25 protein-coding genes and 1 other annotated feature are annotated in these 19,109 nt (G+C 50.0%); of the genes, 11 read left to right on the plus strand and 14 right to left on the minus strand.

Annotated features, from left to right (window positions below; all coding sequences use genetic code 11):
• Positions 1-10 precede the first annotated feature (10 nt).
• Positions 11-802 (minus strand): inner membrane protein YpjD, encoded by a 792-nt coding sequence (locus ETV65_RS18700; protein WP_129954606.1) that lies wholly within the window; start codon positions 800-802, stop codon positions 11-13.
• A 164-nt stretch (positions 803-966) separates the two neighbouring features.
• On the opposite strand from ETV65_RS18700, the gene ffh reads away from it, so the two are divergent.
• From ffh to rplS, 5 genes are all read left to right on the plus strand, one after another.
• On the plus strand, positions 967-2,328 hold the full coding sequence (gene ffh, locus ETV65_RS18705; RefSeq protein WP_129954607.1) for a signal recognition particle protein: 1,362 nt from the start codon (positions 967-969) through the stop codon (positions 2,326-2,328).
• A gap of 178 nt (positions 2,329-2,506) precedes the next feature.
• Positions 2,507-2,755 (plus strand): 30S ribosomal protein S16, encoded by a 249-nt coding sequence (gene rpsP / locus ETV65_RS18710; protein ID WP_015689395.1) that lies wholly within the window; start codon positions 2,507-2,509, stop codon positions 2,753-2,755.
• 18 nt (positions 2,756-2,773) lie between these two features.
• Positions 2,774-3,322 carry a ribosome maturation factor RimM gene (gene rimM, locus ETV65_RS18715; protein WP_129954608.1) on the plus strand — a complete coding sequence of 183 codons (549 nt, stop codon included), beginning with the start codon at positions 2,774-2,776 and terminating at the stop codon, positions 3,320-3,322.
• Positions 3,323-3,389: 67 nt separating this feature from the next.
• A complete protein-coding gene (gene trmD, locus ETV65_RS18720) occupies positions 3,390-4,163 on the plus strand; it encodes a tRNA (guanosine(37)-N1)-methyltransferase TrmD (protein ID WP_013574037.1) in 774 nt (257 codons plus the stop codon).
• 48 nt (positions 4,164-4,211) lie between these two features.
• A complete protein-coding gene (rplS, locus tag ETV65_RS18725; RefSeq protein ID WP_013574038.1) occupies positions 4,212-4,559 on the plus strand; it encodes a 50S ribosomal protein L19 in 348 nt (115 codons plus the stop codon).
• Between the two features lie 91 nt (positions 4,560-4,650).
• On the opposite strand, the gene ETV65_RS18730 is transcribed toward rplS, so the two are convergent.
• From ETV65_RS18730 to ETV65_RS18770, 10 genes are all read right to left on the minus strand, one after another.
• Positions 4,651-4,830 (minus strand): ogr/Delta-like zinc finger family protein, encoded by a 180-nt coding sequence (locus ETV65_RS18730; protein WP_129954609.1) that lies wholly within the window; start codon positions 4,828-4,830, stop codon positions 4,651-4,653.
• A 168-nt stretch (positions 4,831-4,998) separates the two neighbouring features.
• Positions 4,999-5,247 (minus strand): Rz1-like lysis system protein LysC, encoded by a 249-nt coding sequence (gene lysC / locus ETV65_RS25235; protein ID WP_238483576.1) that lies wholly within the window; start codon positions 5,245-5,247, stop codon positions 4,999-5,001.
• Positions 5,132-5,557 (minus strand): Rz-like lysis system protein LysB, encoded by a 426-nt coding sequence (gene lysB / locus ETV65_RS18735; RefSeq protein WP_129954610.1) that lies wholly within the window; start codon positions 5,555-5,557, stop codon positions 5,132-5,134. Before lysB ends, lysC begins: the two co-directional genes overlap by 116 nt.
• The gene (locus ETV65_RS18740) at positions 5,558-6,067 is read right to left on the minus strand and encodes a lysozyme (RefSeq protein WP_129954611.1); all 510 of its coding nucleotides are present in this window, start codon (positions 6,065-6,067) and stop codon (positions 5,558-5,560) included.
• Complete coding sequence (locus ETV65_RS18745) at positions 6,048-6,269, minus strand: HP1 family phage holin (RefSeq protein WP_015695945.1); 222 nt, start codon at positions 6,267-6,269, stop codon at positions 6,048-6,050. The genes ETV65_RS18740 and ETV65_RS18745 overlap by 20 nt, the downstream gene beginning before the upstream one ends.
• Positions 6,260-6,463: a tail protein X gene (locus tag ETV65_RS18750; protein WP_129954612.1), complete on the minus strand. Its 204-nt coding sequence runs from the start codon at positions 6,461-6,463 to the stop codon at positions 6,260-6,262. The genes ETV65_RS18745 and ETV65_RS18750 overlap by 10 nt, the downstream gene beginning before the upstream one ends.
• 211 nt (positions 6,464-6,674) lie before the next feature.
• Complete coding sequence (locus ETV65_RS18755; RefSeq protein ID WP_015695947.1) at positions 6,675-6,869, minus strand: hypothetical protein; 195 nt, start codon at positions 6,867-6,869, stop codon at positions 6,675-6,677.
• A 276-nt stretch (positions 6,870-7,145) separates the two neighbouring features.
• A complete protein-coding gene (locus ETV65_RS25240; RefSeq protein WP_238483569.1) occupies positions 7,146-7,328 on the minus strand; it encodes a hypothetical protein in 183 nt (60 codons plus the stop codon).
• A gap of 187 nt (positions 7,329-7,515) precedes the next feature.
• The gene (locus ETV65_RS18765) at positions 7,516-7,737 is read right to left on the minus strand and encodes a TraR/DksA C4-type zinc finger protein (RefSeq protein ID WP_129954613.1); all 222 of its coding nucleotides are present in this window, start codon (positions 7,735-7,737) and stop codon (positions 7,516-7,518) included.
• Positions 7,734-8,012: a hypothetical protein gene (locus tag ETV65_RS18770; RefSeq protein WP_129954614.1), complete on the minus strand. Its 279-nt coding sequence runs from the start codon at positions 8,010-8,012 to the stop codon at positions 7,734-7,736. The genes ETV65_RS18765 and ETV65_RS18770 overlap by 4 nt, the downstream gene beginning before the upstream one ends.
• A gap of 132 nt (positions 8,013-8,144) precedes the next feature.
• Between ETV65_RS18770 and ETV65_RS18775 the strand changes: the two genes are divergently transcribed.
• From ETV65_RS18775 to tyrA, 3 genes are all read left to right on the plus strand, one after another.
• Entirely contained in the window at positions 8,145-8,735 is a 591-nt protein-coding gene (locus tag ETV65_RS18775; protein WP_129954615.1) for a helix-turn-helix domain-containing protein, read from the plus strand.
• Between the two features lie 291 nt (positions 8,736-9,026).
• Complete coding sequence (locus ETV65_RS18780) at positions 9,027-10,103, plus strand: 3-deoxy-7-phosphoheptulonate synthase (RefSeq protein ID WP_129954616.1); 1,077 nt, start codon at positions 9,027-9,029, stop codon at positions 10,101-10,103.
• 6 nt (positions 10,104-10,109) lie between these two features.
• A complete protein-coding gene (gene tyrA, locus ETV65_RS18785) occupies positions 10,110-11,231 on the plus strand; it encodes a bifunctional chorismate mutase/prephenate dehydrogenase (protein WP_129954617.1) in 1,122 nt (373 codons plus the stop codon).
• A gap of 60 nt (positions 11,232-11,291) precedes the next feature.
• On the opposite strand, the gene pheA is transcribed toward tyrA, so the two are convergent.
• The 3 genes from pheA to bamD all read right to left on the minus strand — a co-directional run bounded on the left by pheA (position 11,292) and on the right by bamD (position 14,120).
• Positions 11,292-12,446 (minus strand): bifunctional chorismate mutase/prephenate dehydratase, encoded by a 1,155-nt coding sequence (gene pheA / locus ETV65_RS18790; RefSeq protein ID WP_129954618.1) that lies wholly within the window; start codon positions 12,444-12,446, stop codon positions 11,292-11,294.
• A 53-nt stretch (positions 12,447-12,499) separates the two neighbouring features.
• Positions 12,500-12,624 (minus strand) — a sequence feature (Phe leader region).
• Between the two features lie 134 nt (positions 12,625-12,758).
• The gene (gene raiA, locus ETV65_RS18795; protein ID WP_129954619.1) at positions 12,759-13,103 is read right to left on the minus strand and encodes a ribosome-associated translation inhibitor RaiA; all 345 of its coding nucleotides are present in this window, start codon (positions 13,101-13,103) and stop codon (positions 12,759-12,761) included.
• Between the two features lie 282 nt (positions 13,104-13,385).
• Positions 13,386-14,120 (minus strand): outer membrane protein assembly factor BamD, encoded by a 735-nt coding sequence (gene bamD, locus ETV65_RS18800; RefSeq protein WP_013574066.1) that lies wholly within the window; start codon positions 14,118-14,120, stop codon positions 13,386-13,388.
• Positions 14,121-14,250: 130 nt separating this feature from the next.
• Here bamD and rluD point away from each other — a divergent pair, with 130 nt between their 5' ends.
• The 3 genes from rluD to clpB all read left to right on the plus strand — a co-directional run bounded on the left by rluD (position 14,251) and on the right by clpB (position 18,669).
• Entirely contained in the window at positions 14,251-15,228 is a 978-nt protein-coding gene (rluD, locus tag ETV65_RS18810; RefSeq protein ID WP_129954620.1) for a 23S rRNA pseudouridine(1911/1915/1917) synthase RluD, read from the plus strand.
• Positions 15,228-15,965 (plus strand): purine nucleoside phosphorylase YfiH, encoded by a 738-nt coding sequence (gene yfiH / locus ETV65_RS18815; RefSeq protein ID WP_129954621.1) that lies wholly within the window; start codon positions 15,228-15,230, stop codon positions 15,963-15,965. Before rluD ends, yfiH begins: the two co-directional genes overlap by 1 nt.
• 130 nt (positions 15,966-16,095) lie before the next feature.
• On the plus strand, positions 16,096-18,669 hold the full coding sequence (gene clpB / locus ETV65_RS18820; RefSeq protein WP_129954622.1) for an ATP-dependent chaperone ClpB: 2,574 nt from the start codon (positions 16,096-16,098) through the stop codon (positions 18,667-18,669).
• The last annotated feature ends 440 nt before the right edge of the window (positions 18,670-19,109 follow it).

Below are 19,109 nucleotides of genomic sequence, written 5' to 3' on the forward strand. Positions count from 1 at the left end.
TTCCTTTTAATTAATGAACCATGATTTGCTGGATCAGGCGACTGCCAAAATAGGCAAGGGTCAATAGGATGGCGCCCGCCATGCTGAACCATACCACGCGACGGCCACGCCAGCCTTCGTGATAATGGCCCCACAGCAGGACGATATAAACGAACCATGCCAGTATCGATAAGACGGCCTTGTCGATATTCTCCGGGCTGAACAGGTTGTTCAGATACAGTAATCCGGTGCACAGCGTCAGTGTCAGTAAAATCACGCCAATCTGGGTGATGTGAAAAAGTTTGCGTTCAATACTCATCAGCGGCGGCATATCAGCCGTAAACGTCAGGCGTTTATTCTTCAGCTGATAATCCAGCCATGCCAGCTGCAACGCATAAAGAGCGGCAATCATCAGCGTAGCATAAGAGAACAATGCCAGGCCGATATGTACCAGTAAGCCTTTGCTTTCCTCAAGGTGCGTGATGAACTCACCCGGAAGAAACGTCACGAACGCCAGATTGATCAGCGAAAAACTGTAAACAATAGGCAAAACGAACCAGCCGCGATTGCGCGAGGCGACGATGGTCATTACCGTTCCGATGATTAAACTGACTACCGAGCCGATATTGACCAGGCTGAGGTTCTGGCCGGTGCTGACATCAAAAATACGCTGCTGCAACGCCACGGCGTGGCAAACCAGTGCCACCACAACAGACATCAGTGCTAAGCGCCGGTATGCGCTGTTCTTCCGGATGATGCTCGGAATAATCAGTGCAAGGCTGAACAGATAGGCCAACATGGCGACGAGAGCAAAAACTGACATAGCGTTTCGGTTGCATCGAAAAGTGAATGAGAACCGCAGTATAACGTTACCCGCGTCACGCTCCAACCTATCTGAGATGCCAAAGCAGAGATCGTCCGAACTTCGTGTTATAATCCCGCAATTACGTCGCAAAAGCGGCCTGTCATTACGTTGAGCAAGAGACGATGTTTGAGAATTTAAGCGATCGATTGTCGCGCACACTGCGCAATATCAGCGGCCGCGGGCGGCTGACCGAAGAGAATATCAAAGAGACATTACGTGAAGTGCGCATGGCGTTACTGGAAGCGGACGTTGCGCTGCCGGTCGTACGTGACTTCATCAACCGGGTGAAGGAAAGCGCTGTTGGCCATGAGGTCAATAAGAGTCTGACGCCGGGTCAGGAATTCGTCAAAATTGTCCAGAAAGAACTGGAAACCGCGATGGGTGAGGCTAACACCGAACTCAACTTAGCGGCACAGCCTCCGGCTGTGGTGCTGATGGCAGGTTTACAAGGTGCCGGTAAAACAACCAGCGTCGGTAAACTGGCGAAGTTCCTGAAAGAAAAGAAAAAGAAAAAAGTACTGGTCGTGTCCGCCGACGTTTATCGCCCTGCGGCGATCAAGCAGCTGGAAACCCTGGCGCAACAAGTTGAAGTGGATTTCTTCGCGTCTGACGCGCAGGAAAAACCGGTTGATATCGTTAACCGTGCCCTGCAGCAGGCGAAACTGAAATTCTACGACGTGTTGATTGTCGATACTGCCGGCCGTTTACACGTCGACGAAGCGATGATGGACGAAATCAAACAGGTACATGCCGCGATTAATCCGGTGGAAACCTTGTTTGTTGTCGATGCCATGACCGGTCAGGATGCTGCGAATACCGCAAAAGCGTTTAACGAAGCGCTGCCGCTGACCGGTGTGATCCTGACGAAAGTGGATGGTGATGCCCGTGGCGGTGCTGCGCTGTCGATTCGTCATATCACCGGCAAACCGATCAAATTCCTGGGTATGGGTGAAAAAACCGATGCACTGGAGCCGTTCCATCCGGATCGTATTGCCTCCCGTATTCTGGGCATGGGCGACGTTCTCTCTCTTATCGAAGACATTGAGAGTAAAGTTGACCGCGCGCAGGCAGAAAAACTGGCCAGCAAACTCAAAAAAGGCGACGGCTTTGACCTGACCGATTTCCTCGAGCAGCTCAAGCAAATGCGTAATATGGGTGGCATGGCGAGTATGATGAGCAAACTGCCGGGTGTCGGTCAGTTGCCGGATAACGTCAAATCCCAGATGGATGACAAAGTGCTGGTGCGGATGGAAGCGATCATCAATTCGATGACGCTGAAAGAGCGCGCTAAGCCAGAGATTATTAAAGGTTCCCGTAAGCGTCGTATCGCGATGGGTTCCGGCATGCAGGTGCAGGACGTCAACCGCTTACTTAAGCAGTTCGACGATATGCAGCGCATGATGAAGAAAATGAAGAGTGGCGGCATGGCGAAAATGATGCGTGGCATGAAAGGTATGATGCCACCGGGTTTCCCTGGCCGTTAATCGACGTCACTGCCTATATATCAGCCATATAGGCGGCTCATGCAAAATGGTGGCTAAGGTTTCTACGCTTTAGATTGCTTTTTGCGCCAAAATGAGTAAAATTTTCGGGCTTTTTATATTGCAACCAGACCCCGTTCCCCGATGGGGTCTGGTTGTTTTATTAACTAAAGAGGATGTTATGGTAACAATTCGTTTAGCACGTGGCGGCGCAAAAAAGCGTCCGTTTTATCAAGTAGTAGTGACCGACAGCCGCAACGCTCGTGACGGTCGTTTCATCGAACGCGTAGGTTTCTTCAACCCATTGGCTTCTGGCCAGGCTGAAGCACTGCGTATGGATCTGGACCGTGTTGCCCATTGGGTTGGTCTGGGTGCTACCGTTTCTGATCGCGTTTCTGCGCTGATCAAAGACGCTAAGAAAGCAGCTTAATCTGTCGCGGTGGTGGCAATGAGCAAGCAATCCAATCCAGTGGTACCCGCTGAGCCGTTAGTCCTTGGCAAAATGGGTTCAACATACGGCATTCGTGGTTGGCTCAGAGTGTTTTCATCCACCGAAGACGCTGAAAGCATCTTTGACTACCAGCCCTGGTTTATCCAGCGTGCCGGTAAATGGCAAGTTGTCGAGCTGGAAGGCTGGAAACGCCATACTCAGGACCTGATTATCAAAGTCAAAGGCGTTGATGATCGGGATGCGGCGAATCTTCTGACCAATTGCGAAATTGTTGTCGATTCAAAGCAACTGCCTCCACTGGAAGACGGTGACTACTACTGGAAAGACCTTTTTGGTTGCCAGGTAGTGACAACTTCCGGTTACGAACTGGGCAAAATCATCGATATGATGGAAACCGGTTCTAACGATGTGATGGTAGTTAAAGCCAACCTGAAAGATGCCTTCGGACTCAAGGAGCGGTTGATTCCGTTCCTCGATGGGCAGGTTATCAAGAAAGTCGATCTCACTACTCGCACTGTTGAAGTAGATTGGGATCCTGGTTTTTGACCTCCGTAGTGTTTACTCATGTAAACAAGGTCTGGTTGAGCGGTCAAACATTTGGAAGGGGTAGGCTATGTGGATCGGTATAATTAGCCTGTTTCCTGAAATGTTCCGCGCAATTACGGATTACGGGGTAACTGGCCGGGCAGTTAAGAATGGCCTGTTGAGCGTAAATTGCTGGAGTCCACGTGATTTCGCATACGATCGACATCGTACCGTGGATGAGCGCCCTTACGGCGGTGGTCCCGGAATGCTGATGATGGTGCAACCCTTACGGGAAGCCATTCATGCAGCAAAAGCAGCGGCAGGCGAAGGTGTGAAAGTGATTTATCTTTCACCTCAGGGGCGCAAGCTGGATCAAACCGGTGTTTGCGAACTGGCGGCTCATCAGAAAATTATTCTGGTTTGTGGCCGTTATGAAGGGATCGATGAGCGCATAATCAAAACCGAAATTGATGAAGAATGGTCAATTGGCGATTATGTTCTTAGCGGTGGAGAGTTGCCGGCAATGACTCTGATTGATTCAGTTTCCCGTTTTATACCGGGTGTTCTGGGTCGTCAGGCTTCAGCAGAAGAAGATTCTTTCGCTGACGGATTGTTGGATTGTCCCCATTATACCCGCCCTGAAGTGTTGGAAGGCATGGAGGTACCGCCAGTTTTACTGTCGGGAAATCATGCTGATATACGTCGCTGGCGCCTGAAACAGTCGCTGGGTCGAACCTGGCTTAGAAGACCTGAACTTCTGGAAAACCTAGCTCTGACTGACGAGCAAGAGGTGTTGCTAAGAGAGTTCCAAAAGGAACATCGGCTTAGTCAACAAAACTATGAAGGGAACGCCAAAGCATAACGCGAGGCCGTCCCGATATATCAGTTTACCTAGGGTAAGAGACATATTATGAGCAATATCATTAAACAAATCGAACAAGAGCAGATGAAGCAAGACGTACCTGCATTCCGTCCAGGTGATTCTCTGGAGATTAAGGTATGGGTCGTTGAAGGTTCTAAAAAGCGTCTGCAGGCATTCGAGGGCGTGGTTATCGCTATTCGTAACCGCGGTCTGCACTCTGCATTCACTGTTCGCAAAATTTCTAACGGCGAAGGTGTTGAGCGTGTATTCCAGACTCACTCCCCGGTAATCGACAGCATTACTGTTAAACGCCGTGGCGCCGTTCGTAAAGCTAAACTGTACTACCTGCGTGAGCGTACTGGTAAGTCTGCTCGTATTAAAGAGCGTCTTAACTAAGGTATCGCTAACGCGACATCTACTAGTTAATATAGAACAAGGGGTTAGCCATCGGCTAACCCCTTTTTTTGCATCAATGACCACATATTGACTACGCAGCAGAAGGCTGGCTACCCGGCTTTGAGATAACCCTGGCGACCGATTCATGCGTAGCAAACGTGCAACTGCATTCAATATTCTGGCACTGATGATAGCGTTCTTTTGTTGATTCACTCAGATAACGGCTTGAGCGTGTATGGGCGACCTTTCCACAAAGCGGACAATGCATCATAAAAACCTCCGGCATGACAGGTAAGTGATGAGGTCATTATGAAACTCATAACTTGCAAAAGCAAGTCAATATTATGAAATTGAAGATTAACAAGTCATATCTGCAACATAAAGCTTCAGAGTCAACATGGTAGCAAAACCTTTCTCATTGATTTCGTGCAGAGCTGAATCAATGAGCCGTTGTTGCAACTGAATCGGTTTTTGCATGTTGTGCCTCCTGACACGTTTTGATGGCTTCAATTTGTAAGCCGCAATCCATCAGCGCAGATTCCAGCTGAAGAATATCGGCACTCAGGTCCTGGTTAGTGGCGGGATGACTGGCCGGTATCGGGCAGGAACTCACTGCCGGACAGCCAACGTAAATAATCGCTGGCGGAGCTGAAGGCGGGGCGCTGGTGCAGCCGGCTAATATCAGCAGGCAACCCGTTGTCAGCCCACTGACTGGTTTGCGAATTTTCATAGAGGCTCCTCAGCCTTTGTTGTTCACGGGCTTGCATCACCTGTTGAGCGGCGCTCAGGTTTTTGCGTAATGACAGTTCAGCCTGTTCACGCTGACGCATTTGTTGGTTTAACAGGATGATCAACTGCTCCCGTTGATGTAACTGTGTGCTCAGGGCGTCACGTTGCTGACGGCTCTTATCGAGGTCGTGCTGTAATGAGCGGTTGGAAAGTATCAACATGGCAACCAGCAAAGTCATTGCGGCCAGAACGGCCAGAAATATGCGCATTCATATCCCTTTCAGGCAGAGGGCACGTTCGGCGTTTCGCCTGCGTTCCAGACCCCGGTTGCGTTCGCCATTGACGAAAACCCACCGTGGCAGCTGATCACAGGCTTGTCGCCATTGCCATTTGTTGATGAAAAACGCCAGTGTTGATCTACACGCGGCACCGGTACTGACGTTAAAACTGAAGGACACCACAGCATCAAAAACCGGTTGAGGCATCGTGACCGGCATGCATTTTTTGATGGCACGCTCGGTTTGCTGAATATCGGCCAGCAGGTTTTCAGCGGCCTGATGTTCAGTTATTTCCCGTGCCGGTTTAACGCCTGCCGTATGGCCAATACCGCTGGTCCATACCCCGGCGCTGCACTGATAGGGTTGCAGCTGACAGCCTTCAAAGTCGGTGATCAGCCGCAATCCTTCTTCCGACACCTGCAATGACAGGTAGCCCGGCAATGCCGCCATCAGCCCTAACACGACGGCAACGCTGCAGCGTTTAAGAGTTGAGGTTTTCATAGTCGTCTTTGCTCAGGCTTTTACGTGCCAGCAACTGGTAGCTTTTGCGCCGGTAGTACCAGTTGATCAAAAACGTGCCGACACCCACTGCTGAGCCGATCAGAAAGGCAACATCTTGCGAGGTCAGACTGGCAAGCCAGGTCAGCGAGGTGGCTATAAAATAGGCACAGCCTGAACTGATGCGTTCTGTATTCAGTCCCATAATTTGAGAACCTCCTGTACGGGTTGTTCTGCTATGTCTGGCATATCGACGGCTGTGCCAGGGGGTAATAACGGGCCTAAATCCGCGATGCCAGTATTGGCGGCATACACTTTTTCGACGACGGACGCCGTGCGGTTGTAATAGCGCCAGCATAGGGAATCGAGGGTATCGCCCTGTTGTGCATAGATTTTCATGGGTTTTCTCCGCAAGTGAATGAAATCGTCAGGGGGTGAGTTCAGTCTGCGTAATAGCACGCCGGGAGACAATCTGAGAGGGGTGTGAAACGGCTGGCACAACAGATAAGCAGGCAGTGAAGACAGGGAGAGGGCGGGGCGCTTACTCCGGAGGGAAACCGGTCGGGCAAGCGCCAGCAATGTTGATGACTACCGCCGCAGGATCTGGCAATCAGTGGGTATCGTCAGCGCTCCCGTTGCAATACACAACGTCCTGATTTTCGTCAGTCAGCGCCTGGCTGGCCAGCTCTGAGATCAGTGACATCACGACCAGAAATTCTTTTGGATTGCATTGCGCCGTCTGCGAAATGTCTGCGATCAATTGTATCCTGGACAACGTTAGCTGTTGTTTAGTCAGGTTTTCCATTTTCTCCCCTCGCCAGATACTGTGTTTATATACAGTATTCTTTAATTGATGTAATACGTCAACAGTCAGGGTATTTCAAACTTTATAATTCATTGAATTTATGCATGAATTTTTATTGGCGTGGTTTTTGTATCAATTCAGACCGTCATCATTAGGTCGGGAGGCGGTTAAACGTTTCTTCTTCCATGAGTAGCTTTTGCGAGATTTGACGATTCAGATTGTTTCTCGCGTTGACCTGTTTAATACGCGGCCACAAGCGTTGTGTGAAAACTGTCATCAGGAAATGAAACGCAGCGCGACCCCTTTTGTTTCCAGCAAAAAGGTATATCGCTGATATAAAAGTGTTCGCAGGCAACGGGGCAGCGTTGCCAGCTGAGAAAGCGCTGTTTGCTGGCGCTGACAAAAATCACGAGTCAGGGGCTTTTCCAGCGGACTGCTGAGCGCCGCGCGGGGGGGCATTCCACCACCAGCCGCCCGGGAAACCTTGCCCGGCTCTCCGGTTAAGCGCGGGCGGCGGTAAAGCAATTGTTCTGCCTGTGATATTATCTGTCATACTGGCTTTTCCAAAAATGAAATATGGGAAGCCTTCCGGAAATAATATTATTCCCAGTGAGTTGATTAATTTGAATGGTGTTAATTCAGCTGTTTATACTGGCCGGTAATTCTTTCTTTTGAGTTCTTCAATTTCCTGACATTCAATACATCGCTGTACACCTGAGATGATGTTCCTGCGTTGTTCCGGGATGGAAGCTTCGCAATCCACACAGAACAAGGCCGACGGTTCAGGCTGTGTGCGGGTTGCCTTTGATATTTGCGCTTCAAGTACTCTCAGTTGGTATTCCTGTGATTCATCTATCCAGTCGGTCATGAATAAAGTTCTCCTGTAAATATCGTCATGAAATGGCGAAGGGATAATAAAGCCTGAGTAATTTTCAATTGCTCTTCGTCACTTAATCGTGAATAGGTCAGAAAAGTATGATGTCGTTTAAAGCCAGCATGAAAACATAATGTGATTTTCCATTTTTCAGGGGCCTGATCAAAAATAACTTCAACCCGACTTTTATTCCGGGGGAAATAGGTTTCTTTCAGATGAGCGATATGGCGCAGGCCGGCCTGGCGCTGCTGCTCCGTTCCTAAAAACATCGCATCTCCTTATTTCTCCACGACGCCGTAAATTTGGTATCATGGTCGTCTGTCGGTACATTACATAATCAATCTAAGCTTGCATTTGCGAGTTGTCAAGATGATATTTACAGATTCAGGAGTTTTCGCCAGATGCAATTAGATGAACTTGAAGGTGGAAAAGCTGTTCTGACGCGTATGCTTCAGGCTTACGGCTTTAGCATGCAGAAGGAACTGGGGGATCTGTATGGATTGTCATCTGGCACAATAAGTACTTGGGTAAGAAGGGATTATTTCCCCGGTGATGTTGTCGTCGCCTGTGCGCTGGATACCGGTGTCTCGTTGCGCTGGCTGGCAACGGGCAAAGGTACGATGCAAGATGCCAATGCTTCAGCTGCCGGGGTATCAGGTGAAATCCACCAGCTTAAAAAATTAAGATTGCGTGGCGGCACGCTTGAGGAAGAAGGCCTCTGGGCTGTTGACCCGTCACTGCTGGACGATTCGCTGGCACAGCCTGCGTATATAGTGAAGGGCAACCATTCGTGGATTATCGATCTGGGCAGTACGCATCCCGGCAATGGCCGCTGGCTGCTGGATATCGATGGTGACCTGGATGTTTACGATGTGGCCCGCATTCCAGGTAACCGCCTGAAGGTGAGCCGTCAGGAAAGTCATTTCGAATGCGGTGTTGATGAAGTGACTGCTTTAGGGCAGGTGTTTATTACTCTGGATCGTAACCTGTAGATTTCTCTTCCTCAGCAACATCTGCGTTGCTGAGGCTATTCCCAATCTCGTCCTCACTCCTCCTCTCTTAATGATTACGGCCTCCGCGGATAAATCGTATGTAACAATTACGGTACAGTCATTTCGATCCTGACGCCCTTTATGTAAATAAAACTTTCCATAAAATGTCTTATTGCCGTCAATTGGTAATTTTATGTTTACAAGTAAGGCTTGCTAAGTTTACGCGCTGTGTTAATGTTGTCCGCAGATGCCGCCGTGGCAACCCCCTTTTCCTTATAACGGAACACGATCATGCAAAAAGATGCCCTGAATAATGTTCACATCACTGCTGAACAAATCCTTATCACTCCTGAAGAGCTGAAAAACCGTTTTCCTTTGAGTGTCAGTGATGAAAACAGTATTTCCGAAGCTCGTAAAACCATCGCGGATATCGTCCATGGTCGTGATCCTCGTCTTCTGGTGGTATGTGGCCCGTGTTCGATTCATGATGTTGATGCAGCGCTGGATTACGCACGTCACCTGAAAACCCTGGCGGCGGAACTGAGTGATCGTTTGTACATCGTCATGCGCGTGTACTTTGAAAAACCGCGCACGACTGTTGGCTGGAAAGGGTTGATTAACGATCCGCACATGGATGGGACGTTTGATGTGGAAGCGGGTCTGCACATTGCCCGTGATTTACTGCTGCAACTGGTCGGCATGGGGTTGCCGCTGGCGACAGAAGCGCTGGATCCCAACAGCCCGCAATACTTAGGCGATCTGTTCAGCTGGTCAGCGATCGGTGCGCGTACCACAGAATCGCAAACACACCGGGAAATGGCGTCTGGTTTGTCAATGCCGGTGGGCTTCAAGAATGGGACTGACGGCAGCCTGGGCACAGCGATCAATGCGATGCGTGCGGCAGAAATGGCGCACCGCTTTGTGGGGATCAATCAGGCTGGTCAGGTTTGTTTGCTGCAGACTCAGGGCAACCCGGACGGACATGTTATTTTACGCGGCGGCAAAACGCCAAACTACAGCGAACTTGATGTGCAGGCTTGTGAAAAACAGATGGCCGATGCGGGACTCCGTCCTTCCTTGATGATAGATTGCAGTCACGGTAACTCAAACAAAGACTATCGTCGCCAGCCTGTTGTGGCTCAGTCCGTCATCGACCAGATTAAAGCCGGCAACCGTTCTATCACGGGGCTGATGCTGGAAAGTCATCTGAATGAAGGCAGCCAGTCTTCTGAACAACCGCGTTCAGAAATGAAATACGGTGTGTCTGTCACGGATGCCTGCATTAACTGGGAAACGACGGAAAGCCTGCTGCGCAGGATGCATCAGGAACTGGGCGACGCGCTGGCGACACGAATCGCAGGAGAGTAAGTTTTTATGGTGGCAGAACTTAACGCGTTGCGCGATCAGATCGATGACGTAGATAAAGCGTTGTTAGATCTCTTATCACGGCGTCTGGCGCTGGTGGCAGAAGTCGGGGAAGTCAAAAGCCGTTATGGTTTGCCGATTTATGTGCCTGAACGGGAAGCGGCAATGCTGGCTTCACGCCGTCAGGAAGCGCAGAACCTCGGTGTTCCGCCCGATCTGATTGAAGATGTATTGCGCCGCGTGATGCGTGAGTCCTACTCAAGCGAAAACGACAAAGGCTTCAAAACGCTGCATCCGGCACTGCGCCCGGTGGTGATTATCGGCGGAAACGGGCAGATGGGGCGTTTATTCACCCGTCTTCTGGAGCTTTCCGGCTATCAGGTAAAGGTGCTGGAACAGGAAGACTGGCCGCAGGCAGAGACGCTGCTGGCTGATGCCGGTATGGTGATTGTCAGTGTACCCATCCACCTGACCGAAGAGGTCATTGCCCGACTGCCTAAACTACCTGAAGATTGCATTTTGGTGGATCTGGCGTCGGTGAAAAACCGTCCGTTGCAGGCGATGCTGGCGGTGCATGAAGGGCCGGTTCTTGGTTTGCATCCGATGTTTGGTCCGGACGTCAGCAGCCTGGCAAAACAGGTGGTGGTGTACTGTGACGGCCGCGAACCTCAGGCCTATCAGTGGTTGCTGGAGCAGTTGCAGGTCTGGGGCGCGCGGTTGCATAAAATCAGCGCCGTCGAACATGACCAGAACATGGCCTTTATTCAGGCGCTGCGCCACTTCGCGACCTTTGCGTACGGCATGCATTTATCAGAAGAGAATGTGCAAATCGAACAATTACTGGCATTGTCTTCACCGATTTATCGTCTCGAACTGGCGATGGTCGGACGGCTATTTGCGCAGGATCCTCAGCTTTACGCTGACATCATTATGTCGTCAGAAAGCAATCTGGCGCTGATCAAACGTTACTATCAGCGTTTTGGTGATGCCCTTGCTCTGCTGGAAAGCGGCGATAAACAAGCATTTATCGATAAATTCAGACAGGTTGAGCACTGGTTTGGCGATTATGCGCCGCGTTTCCTGAAAGAAAGTGGTGCGTTACTGCGCCAGGCAAACGACAATCGCAAGTAATTTCATAAGCAGGTGAACAAAAGGGCGTTGCTTGGTGCAGCGCCCTTTTTGTTTGCGCCATTACAGATCGACGGAGACGACGTTTTCGCTTGGATAACAGCCGAGAACTTTCAGCGAGCGGGTGATAGGTGCCAGATCTTTCAGCGCCTTTTTCATCTCTTCTGAACGCAGGTTCGCCTGCACATCGATATAAAACATCTCTTCCCACGGATTGCCGTTAATCGGGCGTGATTCCAGTTTGGTCATGATAATGCCCTGGTCGCGCAACACCAGAAGTGCGTTCACCAGCGCCCCCGCTTGCTGGCCGGTTGCCATAATCAGTGTGGTTTTAGCCGGAACCTGATCCGTCACTTCAATGGCTTTGCGCGCCAGGATAATGAAGCGGGTGATATTTTCCTGCTGATTCGCCAGATTATGTTCCAGTACCTGCAACTTATACAACGCACCACCGGCTTCGCTGCCCAGTGCGGCCACGTGGGGAGAACTGGCTGCCGCCACTTTTTCCATCGCTGCTGCAGTACTTTCACAGTATTCAATTTTCCAGTGAGGGAAGCGGTTAATGAACTGGCTGCATTGCTGGAAGGGTTGCGGATGGCTATAGACCGTCTGAATCTGCGACAAATCAGTGTCAGTCGCGACCAGTACACAATGGTTAATAGGATTAGTCAGTTCACCTACAATTGACAAGCTGGTGTGTTGCAGCAGATCGTAAACGTCATTGATTGAGCCTGAACTGGTATTTTCAATCGGTAATACTGCGTAATCGGCCTGACCGGTTTCTACCTGAGAGAAGATGTCCTGAAATTTCTGGCAACCACATTCGATGAACTGGTCGAAATGACGGGCGGCAAACTGACGCGCGGCAAGATGAGAATATGAACCTTTCGGACCGAGGAAAGCGATGCGTGCTGAGTCAGAAGGGGTTTTGTTCAAATGTTGCTGCAGGAGCGCCTGCTGCGTGAGAACGGAATCTTCAATGATCAGCTGATAAACACGGGTGATGTAATGCCCGTCAAGTCCCTGCTTTTTTCCTTCCTGAATCAGTGTGTTAATCAGGTCTGCTTCACGTTCTTTATCGCGGATAGGGCGGTGAGAGTGCATTTTGGATTGCGCGACTTCAATTGCCATCGTACGTCGTTCCGCCAGCAGAGCCAGCAGTTTCAGGTCTAATGCGCTGATACGTTCACGCAGTGCCAGTAATGAGTTCTCGGTCATGTTGTTACCCTTTTAAATGTTCTTTCTTTCAGCAAAATGTGTAAAACGCAGGCATAAAAAAAGCCCCCTTTTCAGGAGGCTTTATTGTTCGTCTTCGCATTCATTCTTTCGCGACGAAACGCCTCCCAATCAGGGGAAGGTAAAAAAGAATGCGAAGAAAAACAGACGGGTATTCATGTATGCCTTGTTTCCATGAGTTTGAGCAGAGTCTTAAAGTAACCGCAGGCTTTTCCTTGTGTCAATAACATTTCCTTCAGACACAAAAAACGCGCTCCTCGGAGCGCGTTGTTACTGACATGTCGGATAACCCGGTTATTCCTCTTCTTCCTGCACCGGTTCCAGATTGAGTTCTTTGACGCCGGATTCTGCACGGCGAGCCTCACCCTTATGCTGCGCTTTGTTGAGTTGTCGCTCAAGTTTGGTCGTCATTTCGTTAATCGCAGCGTACATATCATCGTGCGTGGCGCTGGCAACCAGTTTCCCGTTTGGGGTACTGATGGTCGCATCGGCGACAAATCCCTGAGGTTCTTTAGACAGGATTATGTGCGGGTTAATGAGCTGAGTTTGCCATTTATCCAGTTTTTTCAGACGGCCTTCGATGTGTTCACGAATCGCGGTGGTGATGTCCATTTGTTTACTGGTAATGTTGACTGTCATATAACTTACCTCTCTTCTTTCCGTCTCCGATGAATCCAACATACCAGCCTTTTTTACGAAATGCGTCCCCAAACTCACGGTTTTTTGTCACTTTTTGTCAACTTTGGCGTTTATGTGATACAGGGTAATTAATGGCCGGAAAGACCTTGAGACTTCATTCAGGAGCAGGCATGATTGATAGGATCAGTGCGTTATTCTTTCCTGTTTTTCTGCGTTTCCTCCTAGAAAAAAGCCAAAAAAAAACGGCAGCCTCAGCTACCGTTTGTCTACGGACATGTAAAATTACGCTGCACTGTTAGCCGCAATAATTTTCGCGACTTTATCAGCCTGAGTGTTCAGCTGCAGTTCGCGGTAGGCGTTTTCCATCAACGGCAGCGCATCATGCGTTGCTTTAGTATCCGGATAATCTTTCAGCATTTGCTCTACACGGTTAACGACAGCGACGTAAGCACCGCGTTTAGTGTAGTATTGCACCACTGACAGCTCGTACTTCGCCAAACGATCTTTCAGGAATACCAAACGTTTAGTCGCGTCAGTGGCGTACTGGCTGTTTGGATACGTGTGGATCAGCTGGCTGAAATCACGGAATGCTGCACGTGCATGCTGTGGATCACGGTCTGAACGATCAACACCGAAAAATCCTTGCAGTGCACTGTCATCCAACGCCATATCCGTTAAACCACGCATATACATGACGTAGTCAATATTCGGATGTGTTGGGTTCAGACGCATAAAGCGATCAATAGAAGCCTGAGCCATAGGCAAGTCAGCAGACTTGTAATAGGCATAAATCAGATCTAACTGAACTTGCTGCGAGTAAGGCCCAAACGGATAGCGGTTATCGAGCGCTTCTAATTGCGCAATAGCGCCTTTAAAGTTACCGTCCTGCAGCTTTTGCTGGGCAGTAGCATAAAGGACGTTAGGCGGGTTATCGGGAACCGTTTCTTTGGAACTGGAGCAACCGACCAGCGCCAGGCTCAACGTGGCTGCTGCCACCAGATATTTCACACGCGTCATGACGTTTTGATTATCCTCAGGTGTTATTCTGGGAGACTGTCCGTTAAGCTCCCGACAAAGACCAGCTACAATAGCACATTATTTTAAACGGCATCGCCGTGAAAACCCAACGTTAACCAAGAAGCTGCATATGGCACAACAAGTACAACTCACCGCAACGGTGGCCGAATCTCAACTCGGTCAACGGTTAGATCAGGCTTTGGCCGAATTGTTCCCTGATTATTCAAGATCTCGTATAAAAGATTGGATCCTTGAAGACAGGGTCACGGTCAATGGCAAAAAAGTGACCAAACCAAAAGAAAAAGTGTTGGGTGGCGAGGCTATCGCAATCGATGCGCAAATTGAAGAAGAAGCGCGTTGGCTGCCACAAGATATCGCTTTAGATATCGTGTATGAAGATACTGATATTTTAGTCATCAATAAACCTCGCGATCTGGTTGTTCATCCGGGCGCAGGAAATCCTGATGGCACAGTACTGAATGCGTTGCTGCATTATTACCCGGCAATTATTGATGTGCCGCGCTGCGGCATTGTGCATCGCCTGGATAAAGATACTACCGGCCTGATGGTGGTCGCGAAGTCTGTGCCCGCACAAACGCATCTGGTGACTGCACTTCAGGCTCGCGAAATTACCCGCGAATATGAAGCCGTGGCGATTGGTACAATGACGGCAGGCGGCACAGTGAATGAGCCGATTGCGCGCCATTCCACCAAACGTACACATATGGCGGTCCATCCGACAGGTAAACCGGCGACGACGCACTATCGCATTATGGAGCATTTCCGTGCTCATACGCGTCTGCGCTTGCGTCTGGAGTCCGGACGTACCCACCAGATCCGTGTGCATATGGCGCACATTAACCATCCTCTGTTAGGCGATCAGCTTTATGGCGGCCGCCCGAGACTGCCTAAAGGTGCCTCGGAATCGTTTATTAATATGTTGCGCGGATTCGATCGTCAGGCTCTTCACGCTACCATGCTGCGCCTTTATCATCCGGTCACCGGTATTCAGATGGAATGGCATGCGCCACTTCCCCAGGATATGGTTGACCTGATCAGTGCGCTTAAAGCAGATACCGAAGAGTTCAAGGATCAGATGAACTGGTAATGTGCGCACTTATCAAGCCTCAGTGGCCGCAACCGGCAACGGTGCGGTCATGTGCGACGACCCGGGAGGGCGGTGTCAGTTTGCCTCCTTACGGGGCGCTTAATCTTGGCGATCATGTCGGAGACTGCCCTGAACATGTCGCTTTGAACCGTCAGCGTATAGTCGAACTCGGCGGGCTGCCAGCTTCACCACATTGGCTGGAGCAGGTTCATGGTACCGACGTTGTTCGTTTAACGGCGCATATTCCCCGCAGTCCTTCTTTAATTGCTGATGCGGCTTATACCCGCGAACCAGGTGTTGTTTGCGCAGCAATGACAGCTGACTGCTTGCCGGTGCTGTTCTGCAGCATGAACGGTGATGAAGTTGCAGCAGCCCATGCCGGTTGGCGTGGTTTGTGTGCGGGGATATTAGAAAATACGGTAGCCTGTTTTGACGCCGCTTCCAAAGACATCATGGCATGGATGGGACCGGCAATCGGCCCTTCGCATTTTGAGGTCGGTGGAGAAGTACGCGAAGCCTTTATGGCTGTGAACGGTGCGACATCTGCGGCTTTTAGACCCGTTGGCGCGAAATTTATGGCTGACATTTACCTGCTCGCACGGCTGCGCTTACAGTCGGCTGGCATCACAGCTATCTACGGCGGCGAACATTGCACAGTCACTGACAGCCGTAAATTTTACTCTTACCGGCGCGACGGCGTAACCGGACGGCTGGCAAGTTTAATTTGGCTGATATAACCTATCGAATCAAGACGATCCATCGCGCATAACAGCAGTCCTCTGAATATACTGCCAAGATAACCTTGAAAACGTGAGGGTTGACCTCATTTAATCTCCAGTAGCAATTTTGTTCAGTATTGGAGGTGTTATGCGTCTGGATCGTCTTACCAGCAAATTCCAGCTTGCCCTCGCGGATGCCCAGTCACTCGCGCTCGGGCGCGACAATCAATTTATCGAACCTGTTCACCTGATGAGCGCATTACTCACTCAGGAGGGCGGAACCGTGCGTCCTTTATTAACGGCGGCCGGGGTAGATACCCAGAAACTGCGCACGGACGTTGATCAGGCTTTGGGGCGTTTGCCGCAAGTTGAAGGTACCGGCGGCGATGTTCAACCATCCCATGAGCTGGTACGTGTTTTAAATCTTTGTGACAAATTGGCACAACAACGTGCCGATACCTTTATCTCTTCAGAACTGTTTGTTCTGGCCGTGATGAAAGACCGTGGCTCTTTAACGGATATGTTAAAAGCCTGCGGTGCAACGGCCGATAAAATGACAGCTGCCATCGATCAAATGCGTGGGGGTGAGAAAGTGGATGATCAGAATGCCGAAGATCAACGTCAGGCATTGAAAAAATTCACTATCGATCTGACCGAACGTGCCGAGCAGGGCAAACTGGATCCGGTCATTGGTCGTGATGAAGAAATTCGCCGGACCATTCAGGTTCTGCAACGTCGTACCAAAAATAACCCGGTACTGATTGGTGAGCCTGGTGTCGGTAAAACCGCGATTGCAGAAGGGCTGGCACAACGCATCATTAATGGTGAAGTGCCGGAAGGTCTGAAAAATAAACGTGTGCTTTCATTAGATATGGGCGCGCTGGTGGCCGGTGCTAAATATCGCGGGGAATTTGAAGAACGACTGAAAGGTGTTCTGAGCGATCTCGCTAAACAGGAAGGTAATGTCATTCTGTTTATCGATGAGTTGCACACCATGGTTGGTGCCGGTAAAGCCGATGGCGCAATGGATGCCGGGAATATGCTTAAACCGGCGTTGGCGCGGGGTGAACTTCACTGTGTGGGCGCGACGACATTAAATGAGTATCGTCAGTTTATCGAAAAAGATGCGGCGTTAGAGCGTCGGTTCCAGAAAGTGTTTGTTGCTGAGCCTTCTGTCGAAGATACCATTGCTATTTTGCGTGGTCTGAAAGAACGCTATGAGCTGCACCACCATGTGCAGATTACTGACCCGGCCATCGTTGCGGCGGCGACATTGTCGCACCGTTACATTTCCGACCGTCAGTTACCGGATAAAGCGATTGACCTTATAGATGAAGCGGCATCCAGCATTCGTATGCAAATGGATTCCAAACCTGAATCTCTGGACCGTCTGGATCGCCGTATTATCCAGCTCAAACTGGAACAGCAGGCGCTGAAAAAAGAGTCTGATGATGCCAGTGTGAAACGTCTGGAAATGCTGGAAGCCGAACTGAGCCAGAAAGAGCGTGAATATTCTGAGCTGGAAGAAGAGTGGAAAGCTGAGAAAGCGTCACTGACCGGCACCCAGAATATTAAAGCCGAGCTGGAGCAGGCGAAGATTACGCTTGAGCAGGCCCGGCGTGTTGGCGACCTGGGACGTATGTCAGAATTGCAGTACGGGAAAATTCCTGAGCTTGAAAAACAACTGGCTGCAGCGACCCAGGCGGAAGGTAAGACCATGAAACTGCTGCGCAACCGCGTGACAGATGTGGAAATTGCCGATGTGCTGGCGCGCTGGACCGGTATTCCGGTGGCGCGGATGCTTGAAAGTGAACGTGAAAAACTGTTGCGTATGGAAGAAGAGCTGCATAACCGCGTGATTGGCCAGAATGAAGCGGTGGAAGCGGTATCAAATGCGATTCGTCGTAGTCGCGCAGGGCTGTCAGATCCAAACCGCCCGATCGGGTCATTCTTGTTCCTGGGGCCGACGGGTGTAGGTAAAACCGAGCTGTGTAAGGCGCTGGCAACATTCCTGTTTAACAGTGATGACGCGATGGTTCGCATCGATATGTCGGAGTTTATGGAGAAACACTCAGTTTCACGTCTGGTCGGTGCGCCTCCGGGTTATGTCGGTTATGAGGAAGGTGGCTATCTGACAGAAGCGGTTCGTCGCCGTCCTTACTCTGTCATTTTATTAGATGAAGTAGAGAAGGCGCACCCGGATGTGTTCAACATCTTATTACAGGTGTTAGATGACGGTCGCTTAACGGACGGGCAGGGCAGAACGGTCGATTTCCGTAATACGGTAGTCATTATGACCTCTAACCTGGGCTCTGACATTATTCAGCAGCACTTTGGCGAGGCGAGCTATGCGCAGATGAAAGAATCGGTCATGGAAGTGGTTACACACAGCTTCCGTCCGGAATTCATCAACCGTATAGATGAAGTCGTTGTGTTCCATCCGCTGGGCCATGCGCATATTAAAAATATCGCGAAGATTCAGTTGGAGCGTTTGTATAAACGTCTGGAAGAACATGGCTACTCGGCAACGCTGACCGATGCGGCGCTTGAATTGCTGGGTAATACCGGATTTGACCCGGTTTATGGTGCGCGTCCATTGAAGCGTGCTATCCAGCAAGAGATTGAGAACCCGCTGGCTCAGCAAATCTTGTCCGGCAAGCTGATCCCAGGTAAGCCAATTACTGTCGATGTGGAAAATGATCACATCATCGCAAGACAGTAAATAGATAAGTCGCGGTCTTAAACGGGCTCCGGAGCAATCCGGGGCCCCTTTTTTATACATTTCTTGTTCGTTATTAATTCGTTTGATGGATTTATGAACATTTGATAAAAAAAGTGAAATTAGCCCTTGCGGCCTGCTGAGAACTCCCTATAATGCCGCTCCATCGACAGGGAACAACGTGAACAACATCACGAAGTAACCGGGTCGGAAAGATTAAAAACAGCGGCAACCGGATGAAATAAACGGTTGACACTGAATGAGGAAAGCGTAATATACGCCACCTCGAGTTAGCAAGCGAAAGCGCGTAACTCACTGCTCTTTAACAATTTATCAGACAATCTGTGTGGGCACTCACAAGACGATATCAGCCACTTCGGTGGCAAAAAATATCAAGTCTTAGAGTGACCAAGCAGTAATTCATTTAGTTGAATTATTACGAA

Source organism: Rahnella sp. RFA10(1/100) (assembly GCF_004195115.1).
Lineage (GTDB): Bacteria > Pseudomonadota > Gammaproteobacteria > Enterobacterales > Enterobacteriaceae > Rahnella > Rahnella perminowiae.

What these genes read in the sequence shown, in the direction of transcription:
- ETV65_RS18700 (WP_129954606.1), bottom strand. Translation starts at nt 802, where the DNA reads ATGTCAGTTTTTGCTCTCGTCGCCATGTTGGCCTATCTGTTCAGCCTT.
- ffh (WP_129954607.1), top strand. Translation starts at nt 967, where the DNA reads ATGTTTGAGAATTTAAGCGATCGATTGTCGCGCACACTGCGCAATATC.
- rpsP (WP_015689395.1), top strand. Translation starts at nt 2,507, where the DNA reads ATGGTAACAATTCGTTTAGCACGTGGCGGCGCAAAAAAGCGTCCGTTT.
- rimM (WP_129954608.1), top strand. Translation starts at nt 2,774, where the DNA reads ATGAGCAAGCAATCCAATCCAGTGGTACCCGCTGAGCCGTTAGTCCTT.
- trmD (WP_013574037.1), top strand. Translation starts at nt 3,390, where the DNA reads ATGTGGATCGGTATAATTAGCCTGTTTCCTGAAATGTTCCGCGCAATT.
- rplS (WP_013574038.1), top strand. Translation starts at nt 4,212, where the DNA reads ATGAGCAATATCATTAAACAAATCGAACAAGAGCAGATGAAGCAAGAC.
- ETV65_RS18730 (WP_129954609.1), bottom strand. Translation starts at nt 4,830, where the DNA reads ATGATGCATTGTCCGCTTTGTGGAAAGGTCGCCCATACACGCTCAAGC.
- lysB (WP_129954610.1), bottom strand. Translation starts at nt 5,557, where the DNA reads ATGCGCATATTTCTGGCCGTTCTGGCCGCAATGACTTTGCTGGTTGCC.
- ETV65_RS18740 (WP_129954611.1), bottom strand. Translation starts at nt 6,067, where the DNA reads ATGAAAACCTCAACTCTTAAACGCTGCAGCGTTGCCGTCGTGTTAGGG.
- ETV65_RS18745 (WP_015695945.1), bottom strand. Translation starts at nt 6,269, where the DNA reads ATGGGACTGAATACAGAACGCATCAGTTCAGGCTGTGCCTATTTTATA.
- ETV65_RS18750 (WP_129954612.1), bottom strand. Translation starts at nt 6,463, where the DNA reads ATGAAAATCTATGCACAACAGGGCGATACCCTCGATTCCCTATGCTGG.
- ETV65_RS18755 (WP_015695947.1), bottom strand. Translation starts at nt 6,869, where the DNA reads ATGGAAAACCTGACTAAACAACAGCTAACGTTGTCCAGGATACAATTG.
- ETV65_RS25240 (WP_238483569.1), bottom strand. Translation starts at nt 7,328, where the DNA reads ATGCCCCCCCGCGCGGCGCTCAGCAGTCCGCTGGAAAAGCCCCTGACT.
- ETV65_RS18765 (WP_129954613.1), bottom strand. Translation starts at nt 7,737, where the DNA reads ATGACCGACTGGATAGATGAATCACAGGAATACCAACTGAGAGTACTT.
- ETV65_RS18770 (WP_129954614.1), bottom strand. Translation starts at nt 8,012, where the DNA reads ATGTTTTTAGGAACGGAGCAGCAGCGCCAGGCCGGCCTGCGCCATATC.
- ETV65_RS18775 (WP_129954615.1), top strand. Translation starts at nt 8,145, where the DNA reads ATGCAATTAGATGAACTTGAAGGTGGAAAAGCTGTTCTGACGCGTATG.
- ETV65_RS18780 (WP_129954616.1), top strand. Translation starts at nt 9,027, where the DNA reads ATGCAAAAAGATGCCCTGAATAATGTTCACATCACTGCTGAACAAATC.
- tyrA (WP_129954617.1), top strand. Translation starts at nt 10,110, where the DNA reads ATGGTGGCAGAACTTAACGCGTTGCGCGATCAGATCGATGACGTAGAT.
- pheA (WP_129954618.1), bottom strand. Translation starts at nt 12,446, where the DNA reads ATGACCGAGAACTCATTACTGGCACTGCGTGAACGTATCAGCGCATTA.
- raiA (WP_129954619.1), bottom strand. Translation starts at nt 13,103, where the DNA reads ATGACAGTCAACATTACCAGTAAACAAATGGACATCACCACCGCGATT.
- bamD (WP_013574066.1), bottom strand. Translation starts at nt 14,120, where the DNA reads ATGACGCGTGTGAAATATCTGGTGGCAGCAGCCACGTTGAGCCTGGCG.
- rluD (WP_129954620.1), top strand. Translation starts at nt 14,251, where the DNA reads ATGGCACAACAAGTACAACTCACCGCAACGGTGGCCGAATCTCAACTC.
- yfiH (WP_129954621.1), top strand. Translation starts at nt 15,228, where the DNA reads ATGTGCGCACTTATCAAGCCTCAGTGGCCGCAACCGGCAACGGTGCGG.
- clpB (WP_129954622.1), top strand. Translation starts at nt 16,096, where the DNA reads ATGCGTCTGGATCGTCTTACCAGCAAATTCCAGCTTGCCCTCGCGGAT.